The organism is Gordonia metallireducens (genome assembly GCF_021245825.1).
Lineage (GTDB): Bacteria > Actinomycetota > Actinomycetes > Mycobacteriales > Mycobacteriaceae > Gordonia > Gordonia namibiensis.
This window is the reverse complement of record NZ_JAJQJP010000052.1, coordinates 129,139-150,484: the sequence shown is the minus strand read 5'-3', so window position 1 is coordinate 150,484 and position 21,346 is coordinate 129,139. Positions and strand designations below refer to the sequence as shown.

Here is a 21,346-nt window from a genome sequence, read left to right as displayed (position 1 = left end):
CGATTGTATGGGTCCGCCGCCCCGTGCTCAGCGAACCGACGACGTCAACACGCGTGCCGCGCCGTCGGTGACGGCGATCGTGTGTTCGCTGTGGGCGCCGCGGGAGCCGTCGAACGAGCGGATCGTCCAACCATCGGCGTCGAACTTGATGCGTTCGGTGCCGAGCGTGAACCAGGGTTCGAGCGCCAGTGTCAGTCCGGGTCGCAGTTTCATGCCGCGACCGGCCTTGCCGATGTTCGCCACGTGCGGGTCCTCGTGCATCGTGCGACCGAGGCCGTGGCCGCCGAACTCCGTGTTGACGCGGTAGCCGTAGGACTTGGCGACGGCTCCGATCGCTGCGGAGATGTCGCCGAGCCGGGCGTCGGGGCGGGCGGCGTCGATGGCCGCGGCCAGGGCCTCTTCGGTGGCCTGGACGAGACGCTGATCCTCCGGGCGAGGTGTGCCGACGATGACGCTGCGCGCGGAGTCGGCGACCCAGCCGTCGATCGAGACCGCGATGTCCATGGACAGCAGGTCGCCGTCGGCCAGGACGTAGTCGTGGGGGAGTCCGTGCAGGACCGCGTCGTTCACCGACAGGCAGATGACGTTGCGGAAGGGGCCGCGGCCGAACGAAGGCGAGTAGTCCCAGTAGCAGGACTTCGCACCGCGCTCGGCGATCAGGTCGCGGGCGCGCTGCTCGAGGTCGAGGAGATTGACGCCGACGTCGGCCCGTTCCGCGAGGTCGGCGAGCAGGTCGGCGATGAACGCGCCGGTCACCGCCATGGCGTCGACCTCGGACGGTGACTTCAGCTCGACCATTCTGGTTCCCCTCTGTTTGAGTGTTGCTCCGGTATAGAAATACCACATGTTCGGTATACCTATACCGGATCCGCTAGGCTTCGCTCATGGTCCGCAACCCGTTGACCCCGGAACAGATCGCCGCCGGTCGCCGTCTGGGTGCCCGGCTGCGCGAACTCCGCGGCGCCCGTCCACTCGGTGAGGTGGCCGTCAGTGCCGGGATCTCCCCGGAGACGCTGCGCAAGATCGAGACAGGCCGCATGCCGACGCCCGCCTTCGCCACGATCGCCGCACTCGCGCGGTCGCTGGACACGTCGCTCGACGACCTGGCCCGCGTCATCGATGACACGGGTATCGACGCCGAGGTGGCGCGCGCCGGGTGACCCCGCACCCGTCGGGCCTCACCTACGACGAGGTCGGTGCGACCGCCGGGGAGCTGCCGGCGGGTTACCACCATCTGCGTCGCTCGCGCGTGATCGGTGTGGGCGAGCAGTGCTTCACTGCGGCTGCAGAACGAATCCTGAACTGGGACATGCATCGTCACGCAGGGATCGGCGTCGACGCCTCGACCCCGGCTGCCGAGGTCGGTGCGACGGTGACGATGCGGCTGGGGCTCGGGCCGGTGAACATCTCCGCCGTGTGTCGGGTCATCGAGGTGATCGATTCGGCGTCGACCGAATCGGGGGCTGAGCGCGGCTTCGCCTACGGGACTTTGCCCGGTCATCCCGAGATCGGGGAGGAGCGGTTCTGGGTCGAGCGGCTCCCGGATGACTCCGTGGTCGCGCACATCGTCGCGTTCTCCCGCCCCGGTCGTTGGTTCACGCGGCTCGGCGGGCCGATCGGACGGATCGCGCAGTCGAGGATCACCGAGCGGTACCTCGACGCCCTGATGTGCTCCTGACCGGTGGTGCGTGTCCTGCCGGAAGGGCGACGGGAATGGACGGGATGTGGTGAATGTTACGATGCATAGCGTTTTCGACCATGAGTCGAAAACCCTGCCTCGGACACACGGCCCGTGCTCCGGGGACACCGATGACCCGGTGGTCGTAGACGTCCGCCGGGACAGCCAGAGGAGTGGCAATGAGCATCACCAGTGATCGCCCGGCGGCCGTGACCGCGCCAGCAGCCGGGCTCCTCGATGCCGAATGGTTCGACGCACCGGGCGGCTACACCGGTGTGGAACCGACCCAGGAGTGGGCAGACGAGGTCCGACGCCTCGCCCGTGCCCGCAACGCGACCCTGCTCGCGCACAACTACCAGCTTCCCGCCATCCAGGACGTCGCCGACCACGTCGGTGATTCTCTCGCCCTGTCGCGTATCGCGGCCGAGGTCGACTCCGACGAGATCATCTTCTGCGGCGTCCACTTCATGGCGGAGACCGCCAAGATCCTCAGCCCCGAGAAGCGCGTCCTCATCCCGGACGAGCGCGCCGGTTGCTCACTGGCCGACTCGATCACCGCCGACGAACTGCGTGCCTGGAAGGCCGAGTTCCCGGATGCGCTCGTGGTGTCCTACGTGAACACCACCGCAGAGGTGAAGGGCCTGACCGACATCTGCTGCACCTCGTCGAACGCCGTCGACGTGGTCGCCTCGATCGATCCCGATCGCGACGTGCTGTTCCTCCCGGACCAGTTCCTCGGTGCGCACGTCAAGCGTGAGACCGGTCGCGACAACATCCACATCTGGGCGGGGGAGTGTCACGTGCACGCCGGCATCAACGGTGACGAGCTGGCCGATCAGGCCGCGTCGCACCCCGATGCCGACCTGTTCATCCACCCCGAATGTGGCTGCGCCACTTCGGCTCTCTACCTGGCCGGCGAGGGCGCCGTGCCCGAGGACCGTGTGAAGATCCTCTCGACCGGCGGGATGCTCGATGCTGCCCGTGAGACCGGCGCCAGGCAGATTCTCGTCGCCACCGAGGTCGGCATGCTTCACCAGCTGCGCAAGGCCGCACCGGGCGTCGACTTCCAGGCCGTGAACGACCGCGCGTCGTGCCCCTACATGAAGATGATCACCCCGGCTGCGCTGCTGCGCTGCCTGCGTGAGGGTCGCGACGAGGTGTTCGTCGACGCCGACGTCGCGGAGAAGGCCCGCAAGAGCGTCGAGCGGATGATCGCAATCGGTAACCCGGGTTCGGGCGAGTGACCGGAAGCTCTGCTGTGAGTGAGGGTTTCATCGGTCAGTCCTCGGCCGGCGGCGCATTGGAACTGGTCGTCGACGATGAGATCCGTGCTCTGATCCGCACCGCGCTCGACGAGGATCTGCGGTATGGACCCGACGTCACCACGACGTCGACCGTCCCGGCCGGCGCTGTCGTCGATGCCGCGATCGTCAGCCGCGCACATGGCGTCATCGCCGGTGTGCCGGTGATGATCGCGGTGTTCGACGAGGTCATCGGCGAGGGCAACTTCGAGGTGACGGACGCCGTCACCGACGGCAGTGTCGTCCAACCCGGTGCCACCGTCCTGCGCGTCCACGCTCCGACGGCCGCGCTCCTGACGGCGGAACGCACTGCGCTGAACCTCATCTGCCATCTGTCGGGGATCGCCACCGCGACGCGCGCGTGGGTGGACGCGGTTGCAGGCACGTCGGCGCAGATTCGTGACTCCCGCAAGACGCTGCCCGGTCTGCGACTGCTGCAGAAGTACGCGGTCCGCGCGGGCGGGGGAGTCAATCACCGCATGGGTCTCGGCGATGCCGCCCTCATCAAGGACAACCACGTCGTCGCCGCCGGTTCGGTCGCAGCGGCGCTCGAAGCGGTCCGAGCGGCGGCTCCGGGTCTGCCGGTGGAGGTCGAGGTCGATTCCCTGTCCCAGCTCGACGAGGTTCTGCCGCTCGAGCCCCAGCTCGTGCTGCTCGACAACTTCGAGCCGTGGGAAACCCAGATGGCCGTGCAGCGGCGCAACACCAAATCGCCGCAGACCAAGCTGGAGAGCTCCGGCGGCCTGACGCTCGACGTCGCCGCAGACTACGCCCGCACGGGTGTCGACTACCTCGCCGTCGGTGCGCTCACCCACTCGGTCACCGTGCTCGACCTCGGGTTGGACATCCCCGCGCCGTAATCAGCTTGGCAAACTGGTTGCGGGCGCTACACTTTCGCTCCCTGAGGTGCGAGGAGCGTAGCCGCTGGGCTGAGTAGCGACGAAGGAGCGTATCGAAGTCGACGACCACTCCCTGCTCCCTGAGGTGCGAGGAGCGTAGCGACGAGCCACGAAGGGCTGGCGACCATCCCTCGGGACTCGTCACGCACGCGGGTATGCCGCGGCGAGGAGTAGTGAGGCGAGGGTGGCTTCGGCGTCGGAGGCGTTGCGGAGGTCGATGACCTCACGCAGGTGGAGGCGTGTTTCATTGCCGGACTCGGTGTCGGGTCCGTGAATTTCGGTGCGCACTTGTTGGAGGTGTTCGGCGAATCGGCGGGGTATGTCGGGTCGCCGGTTGATGCGTTCGGGGTTGGGCGGTGCGCCGGGTTCGGCGTTGAGCCGCCAGGCGCAGCGGCCTTCGTCGGGTCCTTCACGCACCATGCGGGTGGTGTAGCCGCCGGGTTGGTTGCTGACCATGCGGTTGTGTTTCGGGCAGGCCGGGGCGAGGTCGGTGATGTTGGTGAGTCCGCCGTCGGCCCAGTCGAGTTGGGCGTGATGCATCTCGACGTGTGCGGCGGCGAGGCCGCAGCCGGGGGTGGAGCAGCTTTCGCCGTCGGGTCGGGCGAAGGAGGCGAGGCGTTGTTCGCGGGTGGCGAGGCGTTTGCCGCGGCCGAAGTAGAGCGGGACGGCGGTGGCGTCTTTGAACACCGCCAGCCAGGGTTGGGCGTCGGCGACCATGTTGATGAGCTCGTGGATGGGGATCAGGGTGCCGGTGGCGGTGGTGGCGAAGCCGGCTTCGCGGCGGAGGTCGGTGAGGTCGGCTTTGATGATCAGCTGGGTCGGCAACCCGCGGTGACTCTTACCCAATAGGCCGTCCTCGAAGACAGCTTTGAGCAGTGCGTTCACGGCGTCGTGGTTGAGCTGGGCGGGGGTGCGGTCATCGCGTTCGGCCGCAGCAGCGACGGCGTCGGGGTCGGCGTCTTCGATCGAGCCGTGTGGGGAGTCGGGGTCGTCGGGGTTGTTCATGCCGGGTTTGGCCCACACGGCGAGCAGCATCGTGACCCGGGCGAGCAGTTCCGGAGTCAGGTTAGCGGTCAGTTTGGCAGTGCCGTCGACACGTTGCCGGTGGACCGTCAGGTTGCGGCGGCGTTTGCGGTCGGTGTCGTCGGCGAGTGTGCCGTCGGGATCGAGGTGAGCGAGTAGCCGCGCACCGAGGGCAGCGATGTCGGCCGGGGTGTGATCGACGGCGATCTCGGCCATCTGCCGTTCGGCGGCGACTTTCACGTCGTGGTCGACGGCGTGCGGGATCTGCTCGAGCACCTCGACGACCGCTCGCACGTGCGCAGGCCCGACGCGACCACCGGCGAACGCCTCGGCCAGGGCGGGGTGTTGCGGCGGTAGCTGTTCCCCGGTGTGGCTGGGAAAGGTTGCGGTGGCGGACATCTGGTTGCGGCGTCGGATCGGTTCGGCGACGCGCAAACGGTGAGTCATGAACTGGATGACGCTGCGGTGACCGGTCTTACGGGGCAGATCTCGTTCAGTGGCCTCGACGATCTGTCGGTCACCGGCGAAACTCAGTCGCGCGATGGCACGTTCGGTCTCGGCCGCGACGTCGACGAGTTCGCCATCCGTGCACTGCGTCAGATCGACGGCCTGGATTTCGGCGGTGATCCGGTGCAATTCCTGCACGAGTTCAGAGGCGCGCGAAACCGGGGCGTCGGACTGCGAGATCTCGGTCAAGACGGTCACCCCCCGAAGACGTGCGTCCGAATGTATGTTCGACTGTACCCGTGATCTCGCTGGCTCGCAACGAATTTCGCAGGCGGTTTCGATTGTGGAATGTGTCGGTGGCGTCTGATAAAGAGTGGCCGCAGGTTGGCCCTTACGGCATACGGGTAGGGGGTATATAGTCGACGCATGAGTGCTACATCGACCCATCATGGGCACTACATGGGTACGCACGAAGGTCACCAGCACGCTGGTGGCGAACACGGCGGTCACGCCGACCACGTCGGCCGCTTCCGCCGATTGTTCTGGATCATGTCGGTACTGGCGATCCCGACGGTGGCGTTCAACGAGATGTTCGCCCACCTGATCGGTTACTCACTCCCTCACCACGGGTGGGCCACGTGGATCTCGCCGGTACTGGGCACCGTCATCTACCTCTGGGGCGGCCGGCCGTTCCTGACCGGTGCAGTCGCGGAGGTTCGGTCCCGCGCCCCGGGGATGATGCTGCTCATCGGGCTGGCCATCACCGTTGCCTTCGTCGCGTCGTGGGGCGCGAGTCTCGAGTTGCTGGACAGCGAGCTGAACTTCTGGTGGGAGCTGGCGCTCCTCGTCGTGATCATGCTCCTGGGGCACTGGGTCGAGATGCGGGCGCTGGCCCAGACGACGTCAGCCCTCGACTCGCTGGCTGCGTTGCTGCCCGACGAGGCGGAGAAGGTCGACGGTGCCGGAGTGGTCACCGTCCCGGTCTCTGAACTGGAGGTCGACGACGTCGTACTGGTTCGGCCCGGTGCGTCGATCCCGGCCGACGGGGAAGTGATCGACGGCACTGCGGATGTAGACGAGTCGACGATCACCGGTGAGTCGCGGCCGGTCCGACGATCGGTCGGGGAGCGGGTGGTCGCCGGGACCGTTGCCACGGATTCCGCGGTCCGTGTCCGGGTCACCGCGATCGGTGGCGACACCGCGCTGGCCGGGATCGAACGGCTCATCGCCCAGGCACAGGCCTCGTCGTCGCGGGCTCAACGTCTTGCCGACCGCGCCGCCGGCTGGCTCTTCTGGTTCGCCCTCGCCGCGGCGGCTGTCACGGCGGTCGTCTGGACGTCGGTGCGCATGCCCGACTCGGCGGTCGTCCGGGTGATCACGGTGCTCGTCATCGCCTGCCCGCATGCTCTGGGTCTGGCCATCCCATTGGTGGTGTCGATCGCGACGGAGCGTGCGGCGCGTGGGGGAGTCCTGATCTCCGACCGGCTGGCCCTCGAGACGATGCGGTCGGTCGACGCCGTGCTCTTCGACAAGACCGGGACGCTGACCCGTGGAGCTCCGACGGTCCGCGCCGTCGAACCCGCGGGTGGTCGTACATCGGACGAGGTGCTGATGCTGGCCGCGTCGGCGGAGGCGGACAGCGAGCATCCGCTCGCGGTTGCGATCGTCGAGGTTGCCCGGCGTCGGGACCTGAAGGTGTCGGAGGCGCAGGACTTCACCTCGTCGCCTGCGGTGGGTGTCTCGGCGCGCGTCAACGGAATGTCCGTCGCGGTGGGCGGGCCGAGATTGCTCGACAGACAGGGTGTCTCAGAGCTCCCGATCGCCAGGGCCTGGCGTGACGAAGGAGCGATCATCCTTCATGTGATCGCCGAGGGTGAGGTCGTCGGCGCCTTAACACTGACCGACGAGGTGCGACCGGAGTCGCTCGAGGCGGTCGACGGTCTCCGGCGTCGTGGGGTCGAGGCGGTGATGGTCACCGGGGATGCGCGGGCGGTGGCCGAGGATGTGGCACGGGTGCTGGGGATCGACCGCGTCTATGCCGGTGTTCGGCCGGAGGACAAAGCCGAGAAGGTGGCCGAACTGCAGCGCGAGGGCAAGCGGGTCGCGATGGTGGGTGACGGGGTGAATGATGCGCCGGCACTCGCGCAGGCCGACGTCGGCATCGCCATCGGAGCCGGTACCGACGTCGCCATCGCCTCCGCGGGTGTGATCCTGGCGTCCTCGGACCCGCGGTCGGTGCTCTCGGTGATCGAGTTGTCCCGGGCGAGCTACCGGAAGATGGTGCAGAACCTGTGGTGGGCGGCCGGGTACAACCTGATCTCGGTCCCACTCGCCGCCGGTGTGTTGGCGCCGATCGGATTCGTGTTGCCGATGAGCGTGGGTGCGATCTTGATGTCGGTGTCGACGGTTGTCGTTGCGCTCAATGCCCAGCTGCTCCGTCGGCTCGATCTGTCTCCCGATCGGCAAGCGTCACGCTGACTGCGATCAGATGACCCGACGCCTGTCGTGCCATGGGCTCGAATCCGCTGTCGCCCGGCGGTTCCGAGCCCTGCTTGGTATCTGCGGAAGAGCGCCACGAAGGGTTTGTCATCGAGAACGGCGACATCACGCTGGTGACCTCACTCACACAGGGTCATCCGTCCAAGGCTGGCCTACCTGCATCAGCATCTGAAATACAGTGTGCTGCAATGCCATCCGGTTTCGTATATGAAACGGGCCCTTACGTGCGACGAAAATATTTTCTCGGATTCTTGAAATCGTCCCGTAATAGTCGAATATTCATATCTACTGGCAAGTAACAACGGCTCGGAAAAGGGGGACGAAAGTCCCTCTCCATCCGAGCCTGTTGTTTCATCTCCCCAACGATGTGAAGATTTGTGACATCCCCTCATGAAATGCTCTTCCTCTGCGCGTAAGCCCCGCCACGCGTGCGACACAACAGAAAAACAGTCTCAGTTCGGCCGCTCTCGATCTGCGCGCCATTGGGCAATCGGTCTCGGTGGAATAGCGCTCACCGCGAGTGTTGCGGCAACCGCATTCGGTGGCGCTGGTGCCGGCGTCGCCGCTCCGGCTCCGACGGTTCCCACGTTCAATCTCTTCATTCCCGGGACCTGGGAAACGGATGCGGCTGCTGATCCCACCCATGCAACGGGCGCGCTGGCGGGGGTGGCCGACTCGATCTCGCGGACACACGGCGACTCGGCGACCATCTACTTCCTCCCGTACATGGCCCGCGCCTTCGACAACGGGCGGACGTACGCGGACAGCAAGGCCACCGCGATCGCGAACGCCTCGAAGGTGCTCGCCGACCGTGCGGAAGCCTACCCCGACCTGAAGTTCACGATCAGTGGCTACAGCCAGGGTGCGGACGCGGCGGGGGATCTCGCCGCGGCGATCGGCAACGGCGACGGCCCGATCCCAGCGGACAGGGTGCTCGCGGTCGGCCTTCTCGCCGACCCCGGCAACGGAACGGCCGGCCAGAAGACCGTGGGTCCGAAGCCGCGCGGAATCGGGATCGCCGATCCGCGTCCCGAGGGGATGGGCAAGCTGTCCGGGAGGGTCACGAGCATCTGCGCTCCCTCCGACCTCTACTGCTCTATCGACAAGCGGCGCCATCCTGTCCTCGGCAAGATCGGCACCGTCCTCAGTGAGGGGGCGGAAGAGGTGGCGGACGCCGTCGAGACCGCGATCGACGTCATCGGCGCGATCGCCAGGATCGACTACGCCGGTCTGGGTGCCGATATCGGTCGATTGCCGCAGCTCATCGGGGTCGGAGACCTTCGGTCGGCCCACAAGGTCGCGGGGCGGGTGAACACGCAGCTGCGCCCGTTCGTGAAGCTCGCGGACACGGTCGACTACGCGAAGACTGCCCGCATCCTCGACCTCATCCCGGACCAGACGGGCCTCGCCAAGGTCGGCGCCTCGATCTGCCGTGTGCTCGACCGGGTGGACATCGAGCGGACCGCGAACCTGGTCGGGGAGGTCCAGGAGCTGACGTGGACGGCGGTGGGATCGGTGGGTGCTCGCGTCGGAGCGGCGTCGCTCCCGGACACCGAGGTCTCGGCCGAGGAGGTTGTCGAGTTGGGCAAACAGCTCGCCTCGCTGGTGGCGGATACGGCTGTCGATGTCTCCGACGACGAGGACGAGGGGGAGAAGAAGGGCAGCGGGGTGTTGTCCGAGCTGATCTCGCCCGAGTTCAAGGAGCTCGGCAAGGAACTGGCCAAGATCGTCGCGAAGCAGGCCGTCAGCGACCCCGCGTCGCTCATCCGTGACGCCGTCACTGCGAAGGACTTCTACTCCGGTAACTCGCACACGAACTACGCCAAGCTCGTCGTCGATGAGGCCGGCCGGAGCGCGATCGCCTGGCTGGGCGTCTGGCTGGCGGACACCATCAAGAAGGCGGACGCGGAGGCGGAGCGCGACGCCGAGTAGTCGACAGTTCGGCCGGGTTTGCCAATAACCGTTGTCGAAATATCAATGATCATTGTCGCGAATAACAATGCTTATTGTCATTATCGCAATGGTCATTGTCGAAAATTTCGGGACACTAACGAAGTGGGTCGAACGACCATCGAATAAGTAGTCTGAACGGTCTACAAATAAGACAACGGGCGTATCCAGAAAATCGGTACATATGACCAGAAGGCGGTGAGTCACTTCACACGATTGATCTGCAAGAACTGGTAACAAAAAACGCAAAACAATCTAAATTACTCGTGAGTAGCAATGAGCTACGCCCCCGCAGAATGATGGACGGAAGATGACCAACAACCAGACCCCCACCAGCGCCCCCCCGACCGACGAAGAGCGCAACCGCAAGAGCCGCAAGCGCAAGGCGATCCTCGCCTCCGGTGCAGTCCTCGGTGTCGGCGCGGTGGTCACGCTCGCCGCGTGGAACGACACCGTGTTCGGTGCCGGAACCTTCGGTATCGGCGATACGGCGTGGAACGTGCAGGGCAGCACTAGCGGCGTCGAGGGCTCTTACGCCGAGTACGCGACGAACACCACCTCAGGACCCATCGCGTTCAACGTCGACCTCAACGTCGATCCAGCGCATCTGATGCCCGGTCAGACTGCCAAGGGCAAGTTCTGGCTCAAGGAGACGCACAACAAGATGCCGGCCGACATCGTCATCCAGCCTGCGGCAAATGCCGGGAACACCCTCGGCCAGGCTCTGCTGGTCACCATCAAGGAGGGCTCAACGACACTGCTCAGCAATTCGCCGCTGAGTGCTACGGGTGCTGCAGCAACTGCGGCCAAGTTCACGATCCCCAAGGGTGGCACCAAGGTCGTCGATTTCGAGGTGACCCTCCCGGCGAACGCCAACCCGAGTGCGATCACGGACACGAGTGTCACCGCGCTCTGGGAGATGCGCGCGCAGAGCGTCGGCTGATGATCATGCTCGATCCGGCGGTGCGGTAGTCCTTCCAACCCTGAAGCTGCCGCCGGATCGAGGGTTTCACGCGATACGCGTTGCCCCGCCTGCCCAGCGAATCCGCACCACCAACCCAGAGAGACGGCTCGATGACGACGACCGCGAATCCCGGTACCGACCGACCCGACACGAACGTGTCCGGGATCCGGGACTCGTGGACGGTGACCGCGCCGGCAAGGGGCGTGGCACCCGCCCCGCGTGCGGTGTGGGCGTCGGCTCCGGGGGCGTACATCCCGGCTTCTGACGCGCCGACCATGCCCATTCCGCTGGTGCCGCTGCCGCCGGCAACGGACTCGACGCCCACCGAGTCGCTGTCCGTCGAGTCGCACTCAGCGCGTCCGGGGACGCGCTCGCTGGGGAGTCGGCTCGTCGACTGGGCGCTGAACATCCTCGCCGTGTTCGGCGTCCTGTGCATCGCGCTGACAGTCCTTGCGTTCGTGGGCAATTACACGATCATCATGTTCAAGACCGGCTCGATGGACCCGACCATCCCGCAGGGGTCCATCGCTGTTGTGCACGAGATCCCGGCGACCGAGGTGAAGGTCGGCGACATCATCACCGTCGACCGCGGGGTCGGTCTGAAGCCGATCACTCACCGGGCCATCGCCGTACAGCAACTCGGCGGTGGCGAGGCCCTCATCGAGATGCAGGGCGACGCGAACCCGAACCCCGACCCGGAGCCCTACCGCGTCAGCCAGGTACGCAAAGTCGTCTGGCATGCGCCGGGCCTCGCGAAGCAGATCGTCTGGTTGTCGAATCCCTACGTCCTCGGCGCCATCACCCTTGGCGCGGCACTCCTCGTCTTGTGGGCCTTCTGGCCGAAGTCGGCCACCGGTCGCCGCGAAGACGAGATCGCCGAATCCTTTCGCTCCTGAACGCACTTCCCCCGCAACTCAAAGAGACACACGGCAAGCATGAACCTCACCAATCGCAGCAAGATCCTGATCTCCGTCGTCGGCCTGATCGCTATTCTCGGCGTGGTCGCGCAGGCGACCGGCGTGCTCGCGGCCTGGAACGACAAAGTCTGGGGCAGTACCACGTTCTCGCGTGCTGCTGCGCTTGACGGGTACGCGCGCTCCATTACCGCGCACGCCAAGAACCAGCGACTGATCACTGGTGGAGAGTTCACTGTCAACAGCGCTACGCATACCTACCAGTCCGCAGGGACCACATGGTCTCCGAACCAATCGGATTGGGTCCTGAACTACAACTCGGGGTTCGCCGGTGTCGGTCTGGTGGCTGCGCGGGGCCGCTCGTTCGCGGAGTTCACCCGAAACGGCGGAAACATCGAGGGCGCGGCCAAGTCATGGGCAAAGGAAGTGAAGGCGATCCCGGCGCCATCGTTGATCAACCCGCTGAACTCGGCTCTGTCGGTCCTTGATACGCGCACCAGTGAGTTCTATGCCGAGGTTGACTGCAAGTCGACCGATTACGGGGGAAATGTCACCCCACGAGCGGTCGCGCCCACAGGTAATGGCATCTACCTCGGCATCGAGTCGAACAACAGAATCCCGGTGCCTGCCGCCAATGCTGCCCCTACTGTGATCGACGACAACGCCGTCGGCTACCACGTGGATGGGGTCTTCCAGAGCATCGCTGTCGCGACCGGCAAACGTGCCCTGTCAACGCTGGTTCTGCATCTCGACGTCAAGACCCTGATCACTCGTACCCCTGTATGGGAGATCACCATTCAGTTGGTGCGTGCCGAATGCGCCGTCGGAGAGCCACTTCCCAGCGCGACTCAGACGGTCGCTGCCGGCGCAGCTGCGCGCATGGCCGCCCTCGCCCCGACCTCCGAGAGCACCACGCCGTCCGAGTCCGCGGAGAGCTCGGCGGCGGAGAGCTCCGAGTCGGAGAGCTCCGCGAGCTCGAGCACCGAGAAGTCGCCGTCCGAGAGTTCCTCGTCAGCAAGCTCTTCCGAGAGCGAAGCCGCCGAAACCCCGGTCTTGAAGCAGGGCCCGACGACGCCGACCGATGTCGATGTCGGGGAACGGTTCCCGGTGACTGCGACGGACGGAACCGACCTCGGTACGGCGACGATTCAGAAGGTCGAGTCCACGGCTCCTTCGGACGGTGCACCGGCGACAGTCGCGGTGAAGATGTCCGTGACAACGTCGGATGCCGACGACGACGGACGATTGTCGTCGATCGACTGGGGTGACTTCGCACCGATGGTCGGGGGAGTGCAACAGGCACCCGGGCGGGCGCCGAACGAGGGGCCGGAGTTGCCGGACCAACTGACGCCTGGCCAGACCTACACCGGCTGGGTGACGTTCACCGCGCCCGGCGCGGCCGGCAAGGCGATCTGGAAGCCCGAGGGCACAGCGGGATTCACGTTCGTCCTGCCGGACCCAGAGGTGCCGGTGACCTCGACGACGTCCACGCCCGCACCCATCGCCAACGCGCCGGAGACCAGCGAACCGGAAGCGGCCCCGACCGAGGATGCACCCGCGGCCGAGTCGCCCGCCGCAGAAGCGGAGGACTCCGACCCGGTGCCGACTCCGGAGAAGAAGAGTCGGGCGCGGTCGAGTTCCAGCGAGTCCGCGTCTGATCCCTCGGACGAGGAGTAACCGGTTGACGATCCCGTTGCGTTTGTCCCGTAACCCGGGACAAAACGCAACGGGATCTTTCGTGTCAGGAGTCCTGCGTCAACCCGGCGAGAGCGCTTGCGAGATAGTCGTCTTCGGCGTCGTTGCCGGGTAACTCGAGTGCGCGTCGGTAGGCGGCGGCCGCACCGTCGTGATCGTCGAGCTCCGCGAGCGTGAGTGCCCGCGCGACATGGAACGGACGGTAGCGGTCGAGTGCGGCGTTCGACGCCAACCGGTCGAGCATTTCCAGCCCTCGTGACGGTCCGAAAGCCCGCCCGATGGCGACCGCCCGGCCAACGCGCACGACCGGGCCGGCGTCGTGAGCCTCGAGCAGGCGGTAGAGGACCGCGATCTGTGCCCAGTCCGTCTCGTCGGCGGTTCGGGCCTCCGCGTGGACCGCGGCGATCGCCGCTTGGATCGTGTATGCGCCCGCGTCTTGCTGGGCCGCAGCGGATTCGGCGATCGCCGTGCCCTCAGTCACCAGCGCTCCGTCCCACCGGGTTCTGTCTTGGTCGGGCAGCGGTACCGGACGGCCGTCGGAGTCCACCCGAGCGGGCCGCCGAGACTCGGTGAGCAACAGCAGCGCGAGAAGGCCCTTTGTCTCGGCGCAGGGGAGCAGCCCCTGAAGAGTCCGCGCGAGGGAGATGGCCTCGGCGGTGATGTCGTCGCGGATGTGTGAGCTGCCCGTCGACCGTGCGTAACCCTCCGAATACAGCAGATACACAACACGTAAGACGCCGCCGAGACGGGCGGGTAGGTCGTCGGGGCGGGGCGCATGGAACGGGACACCGAGTGCCTTGATCCGCTTCTTCGCGCGCACGAGTCGCTGTTGGGCGGTCGGAACGGGGATCAGCAGTGCGTGCGCGACCTCCTGCGTGGTCAGGCCGGCGACGAACCGCAACATGAGGGCGATCCGGTCCTCGACCTTCAATACCGGGTGGGTACACGCGAAGAACATGCCGAGACGTTCGTCGGGCAGCGCTTCCTGCGCGATGTCGGCGGGGTCGCCGAAGTCGGCCGGGACGGGTGCTCGGTCCGAATCATTCTGCAGCTGTACCAGTTTCCCGGCGAGGACGTTCTCCCTGCGCAGCGCATCGAGCACCCGACGCTTGGCCGTCGTGATCAGCCATGCTTCCGGCGATTCGGGGACGCCGGTGTGCGGCCAGGTGACCAGGGCTTGGGTCAGAGCGTCCTGCAGGGCGTCCTCGGCACGGTCGAGGTCGCCGAATCTCTTGGTGAGAGTGGCGATGACACGTGTGCGGACGTCGCGGTCGATCATGGCGACCGCTCGACGGGCGACGAGTTCTGCGCCCGCCGAGCGGTCGGATGGCCCGGTCACGGTTCAGTACGGTGCGAGCGGCCGGATCTCCACGTGCCCGCCGGGTGCCGATCCCGGGCTACGACGAGCCCACTCGATCGCCTCGTCGATGTCGGCGACGTCGATGACGTAGACACCGCCGACGAACTCGCGAACTTCGGCAAACGGACCCGACGACGCCACCACACGCTCGCCGGTGCCGTTGGTGTGGACGACCGCGCGTTCGTCCTCGAGGGCGAAGGAGCTGACCACGACGCCGGCCTCGGTGATTTCTTCGTCGAAGGCGAAGAACTCCTCGGGTGTGGCACCACCCTCCTCGCCGCACGCCGGGTCGTCGACATGTCCCATGAGCAGCAGTGCGTATTTCATCGTTCCTCCAGTCATCTGCCGCCGGACCGGAGTGGCCCGACACCATGGTGACGTACGGCCCGACCTGATATCGACAGCCGGCCGAAAACTTCTCACCGGGAGACGAAAAGTGGGAGGTCCGAAATCGGACCTCCCACTCGTCGGGGTGGATGACGGGACTCGAACCCGCGACAGCCAGGATCACAACCTGGTGCTCTACCAACTGAACTACATCCACCATCGGCATCGGATGCCGGGGCTTGCGCGCCCGGTCTCAGAGCCAAGAACACTCTAGCGGGTAGATACCGCAGAACTCCAATCGGTTATCTGACCTGCGTTTTCAGGCGGGTCCGAGATCCTCGACGATCTTCGCGAGCGCATCGACGTCGGGGCCGGGAGCCGGCACGAAGGCCGCCGCGCGGTAATAGCGGAGCTCGCGGATCGACTCGCGGATGTCGGCGAGGGCACGGTGGGCGAGGCCCTTGTCGGGCTGCCCGAAGTACACCTTCGGGAACCAGCGTCGGGCGAGTTCCTTGATCGAGCTGACGTCGACCATGCGGTAGTGCAGGTAGGCGTCGAGTTCGGGCATGTCGCGGGCGATGAAGCCGCGGTCGGTGGCGATCGAGTTGCCGGCCAGCGGGACGGCACCGGGCGTCGTCACGTGTTTGCGGATGTAGTCGAGCACCATCTTCTCCGCCTCGGCGAGCGTGACGGTGGACGCACGTACCTCTTCGGTGAGACCGGAATCGGCATGCATCTTGGTCACCACGTCCGGCATCGACGCGAGAGCCTCGTCGTCGGCGTGGATGACGACGTCGACGCCGTCACCCAGGATGTTGAGGTCACCGTCGGTGACCAGGGCTGCGATCTCGATCAACTTGTCCGACTCGAGTCGGAGGCCGGTCATCTCGCAATCGATCCACACCAGTTTGTCCTGCACCCGACAACCTTAACGAACCGTCCCGACAAGCCCGCGTCAGACGGAGAACAGCGGTCCTCCGCGGGCTATTGTGTCCCTCGTGACCGAAGCCCTCAGCCCTGCTCAGACCATCGCCGGCGGCTACGCCTTCACCTCCACCTCTCTCGAACTCGGGACGGTGTCGGTGGACGGCCAGGTCGACGCCACCGCGTCGGTGCGCATCCCGCTCGCGATGATGAACCGGCACGGCCTCGTCGCCGGCGCCACGGGTACCGGCAAGACCAAGACGCTGCAGTTGCTGGCCGAACAGCTTTCCGCCAACGGTGTGCCCGTGGTGATGGCCGACATCAAGGGTGACCTGTCGGGATTGAGCCGCGAGGGCGTCAGCAACGACAAGATCGTCGAACGCGCACAGCAGACCGGCGACTCCTGGCAGCCCGCCGCTCACCCCGTCGAGTTCGTCTCGCTCGGTGACACCGGCATCGGCGTGCCCATCCGCGCGACCATCACGTCTTTCGGCCCGATCCTGCTCTCCAAGGTGTTGGGGCTCAACGACACCCAGGAATCGACCCTCGGCCTGATCTTCCACTGGGCCGACAAGAAGGGCCTGCCGTTGCTCGACCTGAAGGATCTGCGGTCGGTGATCGCATTCCTCACCGGCGACGAGGGCAAGGAAGAACTCAAGAACATCGGCGGGGTCTCGCGTCAGACCGCGGGGGTGATCCTGCGTGCCCTGACCAACCTCGAGGCCGACGGCGGCGACACGTTCTTCGGTGAGCCCGAGATCGAACCCGCCGACCTCATCCGCCTCGCCGCCGACGGTCGCGGCATCATCACGCTTTTCGAACTCGGCGCACAAGCTGCCCGGCCCGCACTGTTCTCCACTTTCCTGATGTGGATCCTGGCCGACCTCTTCGAGTTCCTGCCCGAGGTCGGTGACCTCGACAAGCCGAAGCTGGTCTTCATCTTCGACGAGTCGCACCTGCTGTTCGACGACGCGTCGAAGGCGTTCATCGACCAGGTCGTGCAGACGGTCAAGCTGATCCGCTCGAAGGGCGTGGGCGTCTTCTTCTGCTCGCAGCTGCCCACCGACATCCCCAACGAGGTGCTCTCGCAGCTCGGCGCCCGCATCCAGCATGCGTTGCGTGCCTTCACACCTGACGATCAGAAGGCGCTCAAGAAGACGGTCAAGACCTACCCGATCTCGGAGGTCTACAAGCTCGAGCAGGTTCTCACCTCGCTGGGTACCGGTGAGGCCGTGGTGACGGTGCTGTCGGAGAAGGGTGCGCCGACCCCCGTCGCGTGGACCGTTGTGCGTCCGCCGCGGTCGTCGATGGACGCCATCGGGGCGGAGGCGATCACCGCCGCCGCCAAGGCGAGCCCGCTGTACGCGAAGTACGGGCAGTCGATCGACCGCGAGTCGGCCTACGAGATGCTCGCCGCCAACACGCTGGCGCCCGGCGAGTCCGCCGACGCGCCCGCGCCGGCGCCCATCCCGGTTCCGGCACCCGCTCCCAAACGTGCTCCGGCACCGAAGCCTGTTCCGGAGGAGCCGGGCATCCTCACCGAGGTGCTGACCAGCAAGCCCATGCAGAGCTTCCTGCGGTCGGCGGCCAGCGCTGCGGGACGCGAGTTCAGTCGCGCGATCTTCGGTACCGGGCGGCGCCGCAAGCGGTGAGAAGTGTTCCGCGCGAGACCTACTCGGCGCTGAACTTCCGGTAGAACCCACCGACGATCGGCGCGACGACGGCGCGCGGGGTGTACCCGCCGGCCACCGACATGGCCTTCGAGAGGGTGCCGGGGACGACGCGCATCTTGTTGTGCGCCAACGCGTCGAGGCTCATCTCCGCGACCTTCGCCGACGAATGCCAGAGGAAGTCGGGGACGACCTTGTCCACGATCGATTCCTCTTCCGGCGTCGGAGTGTGGGTGCGGACGGGCCCGGGCGCGAGCAGCGTGACGTGGACGCCCTGGGACGAGACCTCACCGCGCAGCGATTCGCTGAAGGTGTTGACGAAGGCCTTCGACGCGGCGTAGGTGGCGTTGTTCGGGATCGGCATGTTGCCGGCCGCCGACCCCACCATGAGGATGCCGCCGGCGCCGCGCTTCACCATCTGGGGCAGCACCGCGAGAGTGAGATCGTGAACGGCGTTGACGTTCAGGAGGACCTGGGACTTCTCGTAGGCGGCGTCGAGCTCGGCGACGGGGCCGAAGGTGGCGATGCCGGCGTTGTTGCAGAGGATCGAGATCTCGCGTTCGGCGAACTCGGCGGCGAGGACCTCGACCTTGGTCGGGTCGGACAGATCGACGGCGCGGACCTCGACGGCGACATTGTGCGCCGTGCGCAGTTCGCCGGCGAGTTCTTCGAGGAGCTCACCGCGACGGGCGACGAGGATGACCGAATGGCCACGGGCGGCCAGCGCCCGGGCGAGCTCGCGGCCGATACCGGAGGAGGCCCCGGTGACGACGGCGCGAGCGTTTTCTGAAGGCGGCGGTACCGGCATGGGAGCAATCGTAGCGGCCGCGGCGCCCCGGCCCGAGGAGAGCCGGAGCGCGACGACAGCGTGTTCTCCAGCTCAGTCGATACCGGCGGCGACCTCGGTGCCCTGCCGGATCGCCCGCTTGGCGTCGAGTTCGCCCGCATAGTCGGCGCCGCCGATCACATGGGTGGTGACGCCGGCGAGGGTCAGCGGATCGATGAGCTCGCGCACCGATTCCTGGCCCGCGCAGATGACCACGTTGTCGACCTCGAGGAGGCGGGTCTCGGTCACGTTGCCCTCGTCGTCGCGGAAGCTCAGGTGCAGACCCTGATCGTCGATCTTGTCGTAGGTCGCGCCGCTGATCTGTTCGACGCCCTTCATCTTCATCGTGGCGCGGTGCACCCAACCGGTCGTCTTGCCGAGCGACTTGCCCTGCTTACCGGACTTGCGCTGCACCATGTAGACCTGACGCACCGGCGGCAGGGGACGGGGCTTGGTGACGAAACCGGGCTTCTCCGGATCGTCGGTGACACCCCACTCCTGTTCCCATTCCTTCAGATTCAGCGTCGGCGACTCGTCGGTGGTGAGGAACTCGCTGACGTCGAAACCGATGCCGCCGGCGCCGATGACGGCAACCCGCTTACCGATCTCGCGGCGGCCGAGGACGGCGTCGGCGTACGACATCGCCATCGGATGGTCGACGCCGGGGAAACTCGGGATGCGCGGCACGACGCCGGTGGCGACGATGACGTCGTCGAACTTCTCCGCGATGAGGGTGTCGGCGTCGACCCGGGTGTTGAGTCGGACGTCGACGCCGAGGACCTCGAGCTTGCGGGTGAAGTAGCGGATGGTCTCGTTGAACTCCTCCTTGCCCGGGATGCGGGCGGCGATGGAGAACTGGCCACCGATGGACTTGCTGCCCTCGAAGAGTGTCACCTTGTGGCCGCGTTCGGCGCTCGAGACGGCAGCCGACAGACCGGCCGGGCCGGCTCCGACGACGGCCACGCGCTTGGCCTGGCGCGTCGGACTGAGGACCAGCGTGGTCTCGCGCCCGGCTCGCGGGTTCACCAGGCACGACACCTTCTTGCCGACGAAGGCGTGGTCGAGGCAGGCCTGGTTGCAGCCGATACAGGTGTTGATCTCGTCGGCGCGTCCCTCGCGGGCCTTGTTGGCCAGGTGGGGGTCGGCGAGGAACGGGCGGGCCATCTGGATGGCGTCGACGCGGCCGTTGGTGAGGATCTCCTCGGCGAACTCCGCGGTGTTGATGCGGTTGGCGGCGATCAGCGGGATCGACACCTCGTCGCGGAGACGCTCGGTGAACTTCACGAAGGCGCCGCGGGGGACCGAGGTCACGATCGTGGGGACCTGGGCCTCGTGCCAGCCGATGTCGGTGTTGATCGCGTCGACGCCGTGTTCCTCGGCCTTGCGTGCCATGAGGGCGATCTCGTCCCAGGTCTGGCCCTTGCGAACCAGGTCGGCGATCGACTGACGCAGGATGATCGGGAAGTCGCGGGGGACCTGACGGCGGATCTCCTTGATGACCTCCACGAGGAAGCGCTGCCGGTTCTCGGTGTTGCCGCCCCACTTGTCGGTGCGGTCATTGGTGTGCGGACACAGGAACTGGTTGATCAGGTATCCCTCGCCGCCCATGATCTCGACGGCGTCGTACCCGGCCTTGCGGGTCAGCTTCGCCGACTGACCGAAGGTCTTGATGACGTGCCGGATGATCGGCTCGGTCATCCGCAGGTGCTTGAACGGGTGGATCGGCGACGGCTCCTTGCCCGGCGCGACCTTGAACGGGGTGTACCCGTAACGGCCGGCGTGGATGAGCTGCATGGCGATCTTGCCGCCCTCGTCGTGCACGGCCTTGGTGACGCGCTGATGACGCTTCCAGTCGAGGGTGTTGGTCATCTTGCCGCCCGCGAACATGAGCAGACCGGTACGGCTGGTGCCGAACCCGCCCGTGATGATCAGTCCCGCACCACCTTTGGCGCGTTCGGCGAAGTAGGCGGCGAGCTTGTCGGTGTCCCAGAGACGATCCTCGAGGCCCGTGTGCATCGACCCCATCACCAGACGGTTCTCGATGGTCATGCCGCCGATCTGCAGCGGCGTGAACAGGTGTGGGTAATACGGGTTGGGTTGTGCCGTGTGGGCTGACATGGCGCGACCTTTCATCTCGGTGTCGTCGTGACGTTTCGTGCGTGTATCGCTCTGCCTGGGTGGGGCGTTCGTGCAGTCACCGGCGGCGGTGGTTCACATGCCGGCGAGTTCGCGTTCGAGTGCCGGGATGACCTCGTCGCACCACTCGATGTAGCCCTCCTCCTGCCGGATGCCGCCGCGCAGCACGAGGTACTGGTGGAGTTTGCGGCCGGTCAGGGTGTCGGGTTCGGGGTAGTAGTCCTCCTGAAACCCCTTGAACAACTTCAGTTGTGCGACGTGCTCGTCGCGGTGGGCCTTGAGTTCGCCGATGATGGCGGCGAGGTCGCCGAACTCGGCGGCGCGGAGTTTGACGCCGATGTCGCTGCGGAGTGATTGCCGTGGGGTGGGGCTCATCGCCCACTGCGCCAGCGCATCCCGGCCGGTGTCGGAGATCGTGTAGACCTTCTTGTCCGGGCGGCCTTCCTGGCTGATCGACTCGACGCTGACGAGTCCGTCGTCGAGAAGCTTCTTGAGCGTCCGATAGATCTGCTGGTGGGTGGCCGACCAGAAGTAACCGATGGATCGGTCGAATTGCTGACCGATCTCGTAACCCGTGCCGGGTCGCTCCGCCAGCGACACCAGAATCGCATGTTCGAGCGCCATGTGAGCACGCTAACACTGCAACAATGCACTATGCAACAAGGTGCGTATGAGTCTTGTTGCATATGAAGTGGCGCAAGCACGGGGTAAGGGGAGCGGGCACGCTGTGAGT

At 66.3% G+C, this 21,346-nt stretch carries 18 protein-coding genes and 1 tRNA gene; 10 read left to right on the top strand and 9 right to left on the bottom strand.

Features of this window, described 5'->3' with window-relative positions; all coding sequences use genetic code 11:
* Positions 1-27: 27 nt before the first annotated feature.
* Positions 28-798, bottom strand: a complete 771-nt coding sequence (map, locus tag LQD00_RS20350) for a type I methionyl aminopeptidase (RefSeq protein ID WP_232719140.1) — start codon at positions 796-798, stop codon at positions 28-30.
* Positions 799-884: 86 nt separating this feature from the next.
* On the opposite strand from map, the gene LQD00_RS20345 reads away from it, so the two are divergent.
* From LQD00_RS20345 to nadC, 4 genes are all read left to right on the top strand, one after another.
* Positions 885-1,160, top strand: a complete 276-nt coding sequence (locus LQD00_RS20345; RefSeq protein ID WP_232719139.1) for a helix-turn-helix domain-containing protein — start codon at positions 885-887, stop codon at positions 1,158-1,160.
* Entirely contained in the window at positions 1,157-1,678 is a 522-nt protein-coding gene (locus tag LQD00_RS20340; protein WP_232719138.1) for a DUF1990 family protein, read from the top strand. The genes LQD00_RS20345 and LQD00_RS20340 overlap by 4 nt, the downstream gene beginning before the upstream one ends.
* Positions 1,679-1,857: 179 nt before the next feature.
* A complete protein-coding gene (nadA, locus tag LQD00_RS20335; RefSeq protein WP_232719137.1) occupies positions 1,858-2,922 on the top strand; it encodes a quinolinate synthase NadA in 1,065 nt (354 codons plus the stop codon).
* Positions 2,923-2,936: 14 nt separating this feature from the next.
* Positions 2,937-3,839, top strand: coding sequence for a carboxylating nicotinate-nucleotide diphosphorylase (gene nadC, locus LQD00_RS20330; RefSeq protein ID WP_232719136.1), 903 nt, complete (start codon positions 2,937-2,939; stop codon positions 3,837-3,839).
* Between the two features lie 180 nt (positions 3,840-4,019).
* Here nadC and LQD00_RS20325 read toward each other — a convergent pair whose 3' ends face one another.
* Positions 4,020-5,606, bottom strand: coding sequence for an HNH endonuclease signature motif containing protein (locus LQD00_RS20325; protein WP_232719135.1), 1,587 nt, complete (start codon positions 5,604-5,606; stop codon positions 4,020-4,022).
* A 168-nt stretch (positions 5,607-5,774) separates the two neighbouring features.
* On the opposite strand from LQD00_RS20325, the gene LQD00_RS20320 reads away from it, so the two are divergent.
* From LQD00_RS20320 to LQD00_RS20300, 5 genes are all read left to right on the top strand, one after another.
* Positions 5,775-7,826 carry a heavy metal translocating P-type ATPase gene (locus LQD00_RS20320; protein WP_406567077.1) on the top strand — a complete coding sequence of 684 codons (2,052 nt, stop codon included), beginning with the start codon at positions 5,775-5,777 and terminating at the stop codon, positions 7,824-7,826.
* A 687-nt stretch (positions 7,827-8,513) separates the two neighbouring features.
* Complete coding sequence (locus LQD00_RS20315) at positions 8,514-9,779, top strand: cutinase family protein (protein ID WP_232719134.1); 1,266 nt, start codon at positions 8,514-8,516, stop codon at positions 9,777-9,779.
* Positions 9,780-10,107: 328 nt separating this feature from the next.
* Positions 10,108-10,740 carry a SipW-dependent-type signal peptide-containing protein gene (locus tag LQD00_RS20310; protein WP_232719133.1) on the top strand — a complete coding sequence of 211 codons (633 nt, stop codon included), beginning with the start codon at positions 10,108-10,110 and terminating at the stop codon, positions 10,738-10,740.
* Between the two features lie 131 nt (positions 10,741-10,871).
* Positions 10,872-11,657, top strand: coding sequence for a signal peptidase I (locus LQD00_RS20305; protein ID WP_232719132.1), 786 nt, complete (start codon positions 10,872-10,874; stop codon positions 11,655-11,657).
* Between the two features lie 39 nt (positions 11,658-11,696).
* Positions 11,697-13,352 carry a hypothetical protein gene (locus tag LQD00_RS20300; protein WP_232719131.1) on the top strand — a complete coding sequence of 552 codons (1,656 nt, stop codon included), beginning with the start codon at positions 11,697-11,699 and terminating at the stop codon, positions 13,350-13,352.
* A gap of 64 nt (positions 13,353-13,416) precedes the next feature.
* Here the strand turns inward: LQD00_RS20300 and LQD00_RS20295 are convergent, their stop codons facing one another.
* The 4 genes from LQD00_RS20295 to orn all read right to left on the bottom strand — a co-directional run bounded on the left by LQD00_RS20295 (position 13,417) and on the right by orn (position 15,976).
* Positions 13,417-14,709 (bottom strand): RNA polymerase sigma factor, encoded by a 1,293-nt coding sequence (locus tag LQD00_RS20295; protein WP_232719130.1) that lies wholly within the window; start codon positions 14,707-14,709, stop codon positions 13,417-13,419.
* A gap of 3 nt (positions 14,710-14,712) precedes the next feature.
* Positions 14,713-15,057, bottom strand: coding sequence for a YciI family protein (locus LQD00_RS20290; protein WP_232719129.1), 345 nt, complete (start codon positions 15,055-15,057; stop codon positions 14,713-14,715).
* 144 nt (positions 15,058-15,201) lie between these two features.
* Positions 15,202-15,274: transfer RNA gene (locus LQD00_RS20285), tRNA-His, on the bottom strand.
* A gap of 102 nt (positions 15,275-15,376) precedes the next feature.
* Positions 15,377-15,976 (bottom strand): oligoribonuclease, encoded by a 600-nt coding sequence (gene orn, locus LQD00_RS20280; protein WP_006866715.1) that lies wholly within the window; start codon positions 15,974-15,976, stop codon positions 15,377-15,379.
* Between the two features lie 70 nt (positions 15,977-16,046).
* Here orn and LQD00_RS20275 point away from each other — a divergent pair, with 70 nt between their 5' ends.
* On the top strand, positions 16,047-17,633 hold the full coding sequence (locus tag LQD00_RS20275; RefSeq protein ID WP_232719128.1) for a helicase HerA-like domain-containing protein: 1,587 nt from the start codon (positions 16,047-16,049) through the stop codon (positions 17,631-17,633).
* Positions 17,634-17,652: 19 nt separating this feature from the next.
* On the opposite strand, the gene cmrA is transcribed toward LQD00_RS20275, so the two are convergent.
* The 3 genes from cmrA to LQD00_RS20260 all read right to left on the bottom strand — a co-directional run bounded on the left by cmrA (position 17,653) and on the right by LQD00_RS20260 (position 21,237).
* Positions 17,653-18,459 (bottom strand): mycolate reductase, encoded by an 807-nt coding sequence (gene cmrA / locus LQD00_RS20270; protein ID WP_232719127.1) that lies wholly within the window; start codon positions 18,457-18,459, stop codon positions 17,653-17,655.
* A 72-nt stretch (positions 18,460-18,531) separates the two neighbouring features.
* Positions 18,532-20,595, bottom strand: coding sequence for an NADPH-dependent 2,4-dienoyl-CoA reductase (locus LQD00_RS20265; RefSeq protein ID WP_232719126.1), 2,064 nt, complete (start codon positions 20,593-20,595; stop codon positions 18,532-18,534).
* Positions 20,596-20,688: 93 nt separating this feature from the next.
* A complete protein-coding gene (locus LQD00_RS20260) occupies positions 20,689-21,237 on the bottom strand; it encodes a PadR family transcriptional regulator (protein ID WP_232719125.1) in 549 nt (182 codons plus the stop codon).
* Positions 21,238-21,346 lie beyond the last annotated feature (109 nt).

Coding starts and splice junctions, on each gene's coding strand:
- map (WP_232719140.1), bottom strand. CDS start 798: ATGGTCGAGCTGAAGTCACCGTCCGAGGTCGACGCCATGGCGGTGACC.
- LQD00_RS20345 (WP_232719139.1), top strand. CDS start 885: ATGGTCCGCAACCCGTTGACCCCGGAACAGATCGCCGCCGGTCGCCGT.
- nadA (WP_232719137.1), top strand. CDS start 1,858: ATGAGCATCACCAGTGATCGCCCGGCGGCCGTGACCGCGCCAGCAGCC.
- LQD00_RS20320 (WP_406567077.1), top strand. CDS start 5,775: ATGAGTGCTACATCGACCCATCATGGGCACTACATGGGTACGCACGAA.
- LQD00_RS20310 (WP_232719133.1), top strand. CDS start 10,108: ATGACCAACAACCAGACCCCCACCAGCGCCCCCCCGACCGACGAAGAG.
- LQD00_RS20305 (WP_232719132.1), top strand. CDS start 10,872: ATGACGACGACCGCGAATCCCGGTACCGACCGACCCGACACGAACGTG.
- LQD00_RS20300 (WP_232719131.1), top strand. CDS start 11,697: ATGAACCTCACCAATCGCAGCAAGATCCTGATCTCCGTCGTCGGCCTG.
- LQD00_RS20290 (WP_232719129.1), bottom strand. CDS start 15,057: ATGAAATACGCACTGCTGCTCATGGGACATGTCGACGACCCGGCGTGC.
- cmrA (WP_232719127.1), bottom strand. CDS start 18,459: ATGCCGGTACCGCCGCCTTCAGAAAACGCTCGCGCCGTCGTCACCGGG.
- LQD00_RS20265 (WP_232719126.1), bottom strand. CDS start 20,595: ATGTCAGCCCACACGGCACAACCCAACCCGTATTACCCACACCTGTTC.
- LQD00_RS20260 (WP_232719125.1), bottom strand. CDS start 21,237: ATGGCGCTCGAACATGCGATTCTGGTGTCGCTGGCGGAGCGACCCGGC.